Source organism: Deltaproteobacteria bacterium, assembly GCA_019309045.1.
Taxonomy (GTDB): domain Bacteria; phylum Desulfobacterota; class Syntrophobacteria; order BM002; family BM002; genus JAFDGZ01.
On record JAFDGZ010000032.1, the window covers coordinates 46997 to 57536 of the forward strand.

Annotated in this window: 11 protein-coding genes; 3 read left to right on the forward strand and 8 right to left on the reverse strand. The window is 53.0% G+C overall.

What is annotated here, in order from left to right; translation table 11 throughout:
• Nucleotides 1–147 precede the first annotated feature (147 nt).
• Both JRI89_08685 and JRI89_08690 read left to right on the forward strand, forming a co-directional pair.
• Entirely contained in the window at nt 148–1488 is a 1341-nt protein-coding gene (locus JRI89_08685; protein MBW2071318.1) for an FAD-dependent oxidoreductase, read from the forward strand.
• Between the two features lie 315 nt (nt 1489–1803).
• The gene (locus JRI89_08690) at nt 1804–2793 is read left to right on the forward strand and encodes a sensor domain-containing diguanylate cyclase (protein MBW2071319.1); all 990 of its coding nucleotides are present in this window, start codon (nt 1804–1806) and stop codon (nt 2791–2793) included.
• A gap of 187 nt (nt 2794–2980) precedes the next feature.
• Here JRI89_08690 and JRI89_08695 read toward each other — a convergent pair whose 3' ends face one another.
• The 8 genes from JRI89_08695 to JRI89_08730 all read right to left on the reverse strand — a co-directional run bounded on the left by JRI89_08695 (nt 2981) and on the right by JRI89_08730 (nt 8865).
• Nucleotides 2981–3559, reverse strand: a complete 579-nt coding sequence (locus JRI89_08695) for an HD domain-containing protein (GenBank protein ID MBW2071320.1) — start codon at nt 3557–3559, stop codon at nt 2981–2983.
• A 27-nt stretch (nt 3560–3586) separates the two neighbouring features.
• Nucleotides 3587–4576, reverse strand: a complete 990-nt coding sequence (locus JRI89_08700) for a P1 family peptidase (GenBank protein ID MBW2071321.1) — start codon at nt 4574–4576, stop codon at nt 3587–3589.
• A 146-nt stretch (nt 4577–4722) separates the two neighbouring features.
• Nucleotides 4723–5484 carry an HD domain-containing protein gene (locus JRI89_08705; protein MBW2071322.1) on the reverse strand — a complete coding sequence of 254 codons (762 nt, stop codon included), beginning with the start codon at nt 5482–5484 and terminating at the stop codon, nt 4723–4725.
• 161 nt (nt 5485–5645) lie between these two features.
• Entirely contained in the window at nt 5646–5900 is a 255-nt protein-coding gene (locus JRI89_08710; protein ID MBW2071323.1) for a hypothetical protein, read from the reverse strand.
• The gene (locus tag JRI89_08715) at nt 5890–6816 is read right to left on the reverse strand and encodes a methionyl-tRNA formyltransferase (protein MBW2071324.1); all 927 of its coding nucleotides are present in this window, start codon (nt 6814–6816) and stop codon (nt 5890–5892) included. The genes JRI89_08710 and JRI89_08715 overlap by 11 nt, the downstream gene beginning before the upstream one ends.
• A gap of 310 nt (nt 6817–7126) precedes the next feature.
• A complete protein-coding gene (locus JRI89_08720; protein MBW2071325.1) occupies nt 7127–7567 on the reverse strand; it encodes a PqqD family protein in 441 nt (146 codons plus the stop codon).
• A complete protein-coding gene (locus JRI89_08725) occupies nt 7554–8462 on the reverse strand; it encodes a hypothetical protein (GenBank protein MBW2071326.1) in 909 nt (302 codons plus the stop codon). The genes JRI89_08720 and JRI89_08725 overlap by 14 nt, the downstream gene beginning before the upstream one ends.
• A gap of 31 nt (nt 8463–8493) precedes the next feature.
• Nucleotides 8494–8865: a hypothetical protein gene (locus JRI89_08730; GenBank protein ID MBW2071327.1), complete on the reverse strand. Its 372-nt coding sequence runs from the start codon at nt 8863–8865 to the stop codon at nt 8494–8496.
• 462 nt (nt 8866–9327) lie between these two features.
• Between JRI89_08730 and JRI89_08735 the strand changes: the two genes are divergently transcribed.
• Entirely contained in the window at nt 9328–10092 is a 765-nt protein-coding gene (locus JRI89_08735; GenBank protein ID MBW2071328.1) for a hypothetical protein, read from the forward strand.
• Nucleotides 10093–10540 lie beyond the last annotated feature (448 nt).

Sequence of the window (10540 nt, forward strand, 5' to 3'; positions counted from 1 at the left end):
AAGGCAGGCTGAAGCCTTCGGCTACCAATTCGTTGGCCATCCCTGCAATCCTCTGGCACGCCTTGTTAGCCGATACTAGTTATCAGAGTGCACTTTCATTTTGCTGCCATCGAGCAATATTCAAGAGACACGGGGGGAAAGCATACCATGGATTATAAAGTCATCATTGTCGGTGCAGGCCCTGCTGGTGTGTGTACAGCACTCACGCTGGCTGATCTCGGCGTGCCGGATGTATTGCTCCTGGAGCAGGGTAAAGATCTGGAACAGCGGCGGCACCATTCCGAAGATCTTCTTTGCGGTTGGGGTGGTGCCGGGGCTTACAGTGACGGCAAGCTGACCCTTTCTCCCGAAGTTGGCGGCTATCTGAACGAGTATGTCGACCAGCGTTCTCTTGCCGAATTGCTGCAGGCAGCAGACAATGTATACGTCAAGCATGGCGCTCCAGATCGCCTCTTCGGTGACATTTCACCTGAGGTTCAGGAGCTCGGGGATAGAGCTCGCCTGGCGGATCTGGAATTCATTCCCACCCGCATCCGCCACCTGGGCACGGAGAACTGTCTGGCAGTGCTGAAAAGAATGCAGCAGACCCTTGCCGCGCGGGTGGAAATGAGGACAAACTGCCGGGTTGCCAGGCTGCTGGCGGACAAAGGCGTCATTAGAGGCGTACAGCTGGATGACGGCACAGTCATCCACAGCAAAATTGTGGTAGCTGCCCCGGGCAGGAGCGGCGCCCAGTGGATGAAGGAGATGACCGCCCTTCTCAACCTCAGCACCAAGGCGAGTCCCGTGGATATCGGCGTCCGCGTGGAATTGCCCGCTACAGTTCTGAGGCAGATAACCGATGTCACCTATGAATGCAAACTTATCTTCTACTCCAAGACGTTTGACGATAAGGTGCGCACCTTCTGTATGAATCCGTACGGCGAGGTGGTGATTGAACAAAATTCCGGGGCCTTTACGGTGAACGGACACAGCTACGCCAGGAAAAAAAGTGAAAACACCAACTTTGCCATCCTGGTGAGCAGCACTTTCACTGAACCTTTTGATGATCCCATCGCCTACGGCCTCTATATAGCACGCCTCGCCAACCTACTTGGCGGGGGAGTCATTGTTCAGAGGCTGGGAGATCTCCTCGTGGGTCGGCGTTCTACCAGGTCTCGCATCGACCGCTGTCTTACCAGACCTACCCTGCCAAAGGCCACCCCAGGAGATCTGAGCTTCGTCTTCCCCTACCGCCATTTGCTGAGCATCATCGAGATGCTGCAAGCCCTGGACAAGATTGCTCCCGGGGTCAACTCCCGCCACACCCTCCTCTATGGCGTTGAAGTCAAATTTTACTCCAACCGGGTTGCCGTGTCTGCCGAAATGGAAACCGAAGTGAAAAACCTTTTTGCTGTGGGCGACGGTGCTGGCATCACCAGGGGCCTCCTGCAGGCATCGGCCAGCGGGATCATTGCCGGCCGTGCCATTGCCGAGCGGTTCAGCTAGTTGCTGGGAAAGGAGAATCCAAGGCTTCTACCTGCAGCCCCCTCTTGACACCAATGAGCGGCAGGGAAGATGCAGCAGCAGTAAGCCATAGATGACCAGGACCAAAAGTAAAGACAGTCCATGTTCAAGGAATCGGGCCGCTGATTGCGGACAGAGTCACGCTATTTTCATTGGCACGAACGTTGCTTCATTCTTTCACTGTCCTTGTTTTTCAGCCATAACGAACAGATCTCTTGCCAAGTGAGACTCATGAGAAAATTTTCTGCTTCTGAAGCATCAATTCAACCGACTGGGCCTCCATATGATATGCAGTTGATGACTTGTCTAGAGATCTGTAAAGCCCTGACTTCCACCTTCAATATGGACCAGATCCTCTTCATCATTATCAAGAGACTGAGTGAACTGTTGCGGGCAGACAACTGGACCCTTTTCCTGCTTGACTCGAAAAAGAAAGAACTCTACTTCGAAGTGGTGGTGGGACTGGACAAGGAAACACTCGAGGATGTCCGCATCAAGGTGGGTGAAGGAATCGCCGGCACTGTCGCCCGTACAGGCGAACCTGTCCTGGTTCCTGACGTCAGGCTGGACGACAGGTTCTGCAACCGAGTCGACAACCTCACTGGTTTCGTCACTCGTTCCTTGATCTGTCTGCCTCTGAAGATGCAGGGGTCGATTATCGGGGTCCTGGAAGTGGTAAACCCCGAAGATCAGACCCTGTTTCAGCCGGAGTTCATGCCTGTGCTGGCAATACTGGCCGACTACGTTGCCATTGCCATCAATAATGCGAGAAATTATAAACAGATCGAACTTCTCAGCATTACTGATGATGTTACCGGCTACTATAACAGCAGGTTCCTGCATCAGCACCTGGACTGGCTGCTGCAATCTTCCAAGGCCCGGACTAAACAAGTGTCATTAGTATTTCTCGATATCGACAATTTTAAGGAAGTAGTTGACACTCACGGTCACCTTCTTGGCAGCAGAGTCCTGAAAGAAGTGGCCAAGGTAATAGCCAGCAAACTCGACCATGAAGACAAGCTTGTACGCTATGGCGGGGACGAATACGTGATAGTGCTGCCAGATCAAGACAAGAAAGCAGCTCTCGACAAGGTGGTGGCTATCCGTAAATCACTGGCAGAAATGGTGTTCTTGCAGGACAAAGGTCTGAAAATTCACCTGACAGCAAGCTTTGGGGTGGCCAACTACCCGGACGACGCTTGCGATCAGCGAGAACTGCTCCATATCGCCGACAACTCCATGTATCGCAGCAAGGAACTGGGAAAGAACTCCATCACCCTCGCCTGAGCAGCAAGTCCGCAACAGGGCAACTCACCAGCAAGTATCGAAGGCAAAAAGTAGATCCGCCGCAAGTGCTCAAACCCTACATGGTGCCAGGCAGTATAATTAACCCACTGTGGCGTCATGATATTCGCAACTTCAGCTGTCACTGCCAGGGCTCGCATGGGGCTGAGGACTACATCCTTTCTGTGCCTCATTCTGCGGTCCACCAGTGATCCCTACCCTCGAACCACCAGGAGGTGGAATCGGTTTCAATGATCTGAGTAGCTATCTTGCGAGCAAGATCCGTCTTCAACCGGCGGCAGGCGTGCTCGATCCATTTTTCAGCATAGCGATTGCCCAGATCCTGATGCTCCTTGAGCTCCAAGATAAGATCGAGCTGGTCTGCATCGCGCGCCAACATCGCCTCACGACTCTTGCCCTCATTGAATTCCTGTAACAGCAGCTCTATTTCGTCACCAAAAGGCAGGGTGTTGGCAAGATCTCGGACAGCTTTAGCTTCCCTCACCTGCACATACTGTTTATTGACGTAGTTCAAGTCGCCGGTGCGGGACTCGGGAAGATCGTGAAACAGACACATCCGCAACAGCCGAAAGGCATCGACATCCTTGGCCAGCCTGCCCAGAGTAAGACCGATCAAGGCAGTTCTAAACACATGCTCGGCCACAGACTCCCTGCCGGAGCCGAGGAATTGAAAACCGCTCCGCGGTGTTTTCTTGAGCATGCCCAGCTCAAAGAAGTAATTGACAATTGCTTTGAGATTATCTTTCATTGACGCAGCGCCTGAGTCACTGTTTTATCAAACTCCCTTCACCTGGAAATCTCTGTGAGCAGGCAGGCCGCCGATGCTCTGAGCATGAATAACTCCATTGATTACTGCCTCGGCCATAAGGTCAGCAGCCAGCGCCCCCACAACACTCACCTCCACACCCGTGTATTCCCCAGTACAGAGAGCGAACACGGTATCGCCATCGTAGAGAGTGTGGGCAGGCACCACCACACGAGATATGCCTGCCTGGGCCATCTGGGCTATCCTGGTCGCCCCGGCCTTGTCGAATCTCGCATTGGTGGCCACCACGCCCAAGACTGTATTGCCCGCTGCAAAGCCCCGAAGTACTTCGAGTTCGCGCAAACATTTGCCGGCGTCGGCAAAACCTTGTCCGTCTGGAGAACGAGCTCCGGCGAGCAACTGGCCGTTTGCTCGGGAGCGGACGTCGCCAAAGGCATTGACCACAGCAAGCGTCCAGATCTGCAGCCCTCTGCTATTTTCAAATGAGGAGAAGCCCTGCCCCCCCTTCATGGCCCGCTCGATGCCGAAAAGTTTTCCCACAGTGCTCCCGGTGCCGGCCCCAGCATTTCCCTGAGCAACTCTGTTGTCTACAGCTTGCTCACACGCTCTGTAGCCCATGCTGGCGTCTGGGAGGACCCTATGTCTGTTCAGGGCCAGATCAAACACCACAGCACCAACCACGATGGGCACAATGCCATATCCGGTTACAAATCCGCAGTTTCTTTCCCGCAAGTACTCCATCACACCCCTGACCGAGGCAAGGCCATAAGCACTGCCCCCGGTCAGCACCACTGCGTGCACCCGATCCACCAGGTTTTCAGGCCGCAGGGCATCGGTGCCGTGCGTACCAGGTGCACCGCCGCGCACATCCACTCCCGCAACAGCCCCAGCCTCAGCCAGTACTACGGTGCAACCGGTGCAGTGATCCTTGTCAGTAACCTGGCCGATCAGTAGCCCTGTTATGCTGTTATAGTGCTGCAAATTCACCGAAGATTCCATCGCCTGTTCAGAAGCATATCCCTGCTTATTCTATGCTCATCCAGAGCTTTATGGGCAGCCGCCCGAATTGAAGTACCCACCACCAGGAAACCCTCAATATTCCTTCATCTGCAAGATGTGGTGACCGCAGGCAAAGATACTATGTTTCAATCTTTGAGCTCTTCTACGTATTTCTGCAAGTATTGATAGATCTCCCTGCCGATGCGCACTCCCAGATCAATTATTTCAGGACCGTACTGCCGACCGATATTGGTCCTGAAACTGTCACGAATCCGCAAGATGCCGCTTACTCCCCAGGGAAACTTTTCCACGAGATCTACTACTTCAATATCGCGATAATCAGCCATATACCACACCGTGTGAGTGAAATTATCCGGACCCCAGCGAAACTTGTCAGCGTCATAAAGGGCGTCGCCCAACAGCTGCCCGGCCAGACTCTCACAGACCTGCCTGTCAGCAAAGGCTTCATGGTTGATAATGGCCTCGGCCACACAGTTCACTTCAGAAGGCTTCAATGGAAAGTCTCGCAAGAGATCTCTGGCAGCCTGGGCACCAGCCTCGGCATGACTCTCCTGGCCCCGTCTTATGTCGTGCAGCAGGCCTGCAAGCTGAACGAGCACGAGGGCCCGCTCCAACTCTTGCTGCACAGTAAAATATTTTTCCCCCTCCAGCAACAAAATGGTCCCGGCATCCAGGCTCACCTTTGTGGCGTGCTGCAGCCCGTGACCGAAATTATCCAGCAAGAAAGGGCGCACCAGTTCACGGCAGTGCTTCAAGATGGGATGCTGGAAAAAGGTGCGGCGGGATATGGCACGTGTAGGTCTGAAACGGGCATAGAATTCCGGCACCTTATAGCGCGAGGCAATGCGCCGGGATTCTGTCATCAAGCGATGATAGATCTCTTGCATGGCTTGCAGTATTTCTCCGAGCAAGCTGCAGCAGCAGCTCACTCACTCATTTCCGCGGGAAGGTGGATCTTCTCTCTTTTCTCGACTATTGCATTTAAAGGTAAAAAATACTAGCTACTCCATTACCCTGCAATCGACCAGTCCACGACCACAGGCCGATGTCAATGGAGATTGTACTTTTCGTTTAGGAGCCTGCGAAAGCGCGGCAGATAGATGAGGTCAAAGGTCTCTTCCTTGCCCGGAAAAAGACGCAGGGCCTGACTCCTGACTCCCTGCACCACGCTGCGTGCTTGCTCCAGCGGCATCTCAGTCTGGGCGATGAAGGCTAGAGAAAAGTCTACCAGGAAACGCAGCGTCTTTACTTTCCTGTTTTCCTCTTCTATTTCTCCCTTTGTTAGCTGCTGTTCAGGACGCACTGTCAAACCTGTCTCCTGTCTTCAGTCCCTGCTGCTCGGCAAACTCCGAGGCGGCCATCTTGCCGCCCTTTGCAGGTCGCACCTTGGCAACATGCAACTTCGCCCCATCCAGTGCAATGTGCAGGCCCGCAGCATCCACCTCGAGGATGGTTCCAGGAGCCGCTTCTGTTTGTGCAGAAGACATGCTGGCGCCATAGAAGCGGACCTTTTCACCCTGCCAGAAACCATAGGCCCCTGGCTGCGGATCACAACCGCGTATGAGATTGTAGACAGTCGCCGCAGGCTTGGCCCAGTCTATGCCCGCGACCTTGTCGTCACAGGGAGGCTCATAAGTTGCCTCCTCTTCCTTCTGAGGGATGCGCGGTGCTTTGCCCTCCTTGATCAGGTCAACGGCCTCCAGTATCGCCTCGATCCCCATCGGGAAAAGATGTTGGAAATAGAGAGAACCTGTGGTGTCATCTGGGCCGATCTCTATTTCCTTTTGCAGTAGAATGGGGCCTGTGTCGATGCCGCCATCCGGCCAGAAAATCGTTAGGCCGGTCCTGGTATCACCCATAATGACGGCCCAATTGATGGCACTAGCCCCTCTGTGCCGAGGAAGAATCGACGGATGGTAGCAAATGGCTCCCTGTTTGGGCAACTCAAAATAGCGTGCCGAGATTATGTCTGTCACAAAGGCTAGGATGGTCAATTCCGGCTCAAACTCAGCGTACTCCTGAAAAACCTGGTCATCCCGATAGGTCCGCGGCTGCACCACTGCAACTCCCCTGGACAGAGCCGCCTCTTTGAGAGGATCTAGGCGACCGCCTGGCCTGTCTACTGGACAGTAAACTGCAACCACCTGTTCACCTTTCTCCAATAATCTCTCGAACACCTTGGCTCCGAATGCTGCCTGGCCTATAACAATTATCCGCATACTTCACCTCCCGTCTATCTCATCCCCATCCTGGCAGCCGCAATAAATCCTCGGATTTTAACCTTTGTACTAATTTGCCTCTTTTGATGGGTAAATCGTATCACACCAGCCTACAAAGATAAATTCAGCCAGCCTCTTCACAGCCCGTCAAGCGAGGATAATGAAGCCATCTGCCCACTGGAAGCTCCTGAGCGGCCCTGCTCCTGACATCTGTACGGATATACCCTCCCGATGATGCCGGCGCTGCAATGATAGGGAAATTCTCGCAGAGTGGCAGTACTGTGAAATTGAACCCCTCCCAGGACAATAGCTAACTTCCACCCTCCTCCTTGCCATCATGCAAAGGCTCCGACGATTGAAAACCAATCAGACCCCTTTTGCCGAGTTCCCTGAGAAAGCTACTTACAGCAATCTCTGCTTCACGACGATTCAAATGATATTTGCGCGACAGAATTTCTATGATGTCTGCAACAGTGCGATTGCCATCAACAAGTTTCCAGGTGAGAGTCCCCATCTCGTCCAGCTGCAGTTTTCTGACAAGTGAGTCTCGTGCTCTCAAACCAGTGCGAACGGCCAAAGCCAGCAGCCAGGGTTTCAAAGCAAGTGGATAATTCAGCATCGCAAAGCCTTTGCTGTCCACACTCTCGGTCACCATCTGGTTCTTGACCGGTCGACATTCAAGAGCTCGAGAGCGGCTGAAATCTTCACTGCCTGGAAAGACTTCTGCTTTTTTTCTTCTAAATAACTTCATAGTTTCGACACATCTCGTCCAGAAACTCCAAATTCAGAGGTTGCAAACTTCGTCCTTCGACGCCAATTATCTGATTTTTGTTCAGCAGATGCCAGACTCTAACCCAGCGGTACAGGCTTGCCTTCTTGATCCTGGTGCGCAACCGTGCAAGCCATCCCGCGGCAGAAGCATGTTGCCATTGCAGGCATGGCGCCGACAAGAACTGCAGACTTTTTACATCATTTTTCTCAATATGGCGGCTGTCCTTTAAAGTGGAGACGAACCACTGCTGGAAATCATTGTCTCTGAGCAGGACGTTTGCCGGGCTCCAGCGGCTGAACAACAATTCCTCCCTGCCGCACCTGAAGTGCAGACAATAGTGTCCTGGCTGAAATTGATGGTCAAGCAGTTCAAAACATTCTGGAACTGACAGCCGGATCCCGTAAACAGCCCAGGGAACAAAGCTCTCTTGCCAGTGGTCACGAAATGAGGAAAGCACTCGATCCTTCCAGGCAAAGCCTCTGCTTCCTTGCCGTTCATAAAACTGCATGAGCGTCACTCTGCCACACGTTCCACAACTGACAATGACTCCCTGCCCTCTCAACTCTGCTTTCCGCCATACAAAAGCAGCTGCTTCGAATCCGGGCAAATTCGGATGGCGAGATCCTGGCAGTTCCTGTTGCTCAAAAGTTATGGCCCATGCTTTCTGCCACTGGCGCGCCAATTTTTTCAGATAGACCTCAGGCCCAGCAACCTCTGTTGGCTGCCACCATTTGAGTTCAAAGACCGGTCCATCCCCATCATCCAGTTGAAAGTAGCGGCGTCCCAGACGACTTACCTCCCAACTTCCTGGAACTTCTATTTCCATGCCATACCAGGCCACCCTGTGCCAGTATGTCTCAGCTTCCCTGCTCACTATGCCTCAACCAAGCAATGTTGCTCTATCATTAAAGCCAGCTGATCAGTACCACCGCGATAATCACCAGCAATAAGCCCGAGATCCGCAGCACCTGCTCATTTGTCGAAGCAAACCACCAATCCAGCAAACGGCTCCTGCGCTCAACCGACAGCACGGCAAAAATGATTGCCTTGGCCAGCGCCAGAATCCCGAGTATGCGCACAAAACCCGCACCCTGATGACTTGCCGGTGCTGCAAACAAAAGCAGCAGCCCTATCACTGCAGTTGCAACAGCCAACCACTTGCCAGGCACTCTCTGCAAAAGACTTTTTACCTGCAATCGGCTTTGCTGCGGGTAGATATTCAACCAGGTTCCAAGAGCAATCCAAGCCATGCCAATGATCAGAAGAATCCATTTCATCTCTCTGCTCCTTCTCCGCTGGGTGTGCTGCTCCTTATATTACAGGCAAGCGCCAAAAATGAAACATCCAAATGCACTTTTCGCCATAATGTCACAATGAAAAGGGCGTGGGGTTACCAGTTATCGGTTGACGGTTGTCAGAAACGGTCCGGCAGATGATGTTCTCTTGCGGCGGCCACCCATATCGGGGCTCGAGGCATTCTGTGCCTCATGCTTTATGCCGGGCCCCCAGGAAAGAGGCAAGCGGCCAGAGTAACGAAGCTCGGTCTCGCAAGCGGTTATGGCAGCTGTATTAAAAGAGCACCTTGTACTTCGAACCCTGTACCCGTCTGCGTCTTACAAATCCACTGCTGATATCGCATCAAACATAGCAAATGACTTTAGCTGGAGACACCGCTTTTTAGGCACCCTTTTTGCTAGCCTTCACTCTGAACAACCTTTCATGTCAAGAGGACGGGGCTGATGGCCAAAGAAATAATCTTTCCGGTGTCAAATGCATACAAGACCAGGTATCTCATTCTACCAACAATGAAGGATCGCCTCCACCGCATTGTTGTGGGCTGGTCTCCTGCTGGGCCGTGTGACCTCAGTGTCTTCTGGGCTGAATTACCCAACGGCTTTATCGACCTCCTTGTTACTGGTGGGGAAAAGGGGTTGCGCGTACTGGCCAACTCAGAAGAATCCGTACCCTTCAATCCAGAGGAGATCAACCTGCCACCCGGCTGGATGATCTCTCACCTGTCACTGGAACCTCGAGACCTGCCCCCTGATGTCCTCGAGGTTGTCAACACCTTCTTCTACGACGTGGGTGTCGATACCTCCAAAAAAGACAAGAAAGAAAAGGTGCGGCTGCTCTCTGAAATACACAAATCCAGTGAAGTCTGGCTCATTCTCAGCAGCGACCAGAAAAAACGGCGAGTCATAGGCTGGTCCAGAGAAGGCCCCACCCAGGTGAACATTTTCTGGGCCCGCTTTGCCGACGATCAGATATCAGTATGTGTTGCTGGCGGCAGCGAGGGAGTTCGCATCATCCCAGCAGATCAAGCGGAAGAAGGCAAGGCAGTTTACAACAAGAACATGCCCCCGGGCGTTGGCGCGCCATATCTGCGGATCAACTATGGAGCTCTGCCTGAAGATGTCAAACAGAGCATAGGTCCCCACCCCACCACAGATCAGGACCAGAAGAAGTCCACAGTAAAAGCACCTCCGGATCTGGACCTGGATTGAGTTGCTGCAACAGTTGGCTTTCTGAAACATCCTCTCGATAGATGCACTCCGGTGTGTCCCCCAATGCCCTGATTCTTGACAGCGAACATCTCGTTCTTAACGTTAGGGGAAAACTAGTTCGACATTGGCAGGCCACTGCTCTCGCTCCAACAGAAAAAGAACCTTCGAACATGCCAGAACACAACGAATATTTGGTCGTTTGCAGCCATTGTGGCGCCAAAAACAGGCTGTCACCTGGACGACTGGCTGATCTTCCCAGCTGCGGCAGATGCAAAGAGAAGCTCTTTTCAGAGGATTCTCCTGTCAGCAGCGGCTTCATCTTAATTCCCTGCAGTCATTGCCAGGCTCACAACCGGGTGCCGTTGAGAAAAATCGCTGCTCGGCCGCGCTGCGGTAAGTGTCGAACGCCACTAAATATCAACCTGACCAGCTCCAGTAGACCGCTCGC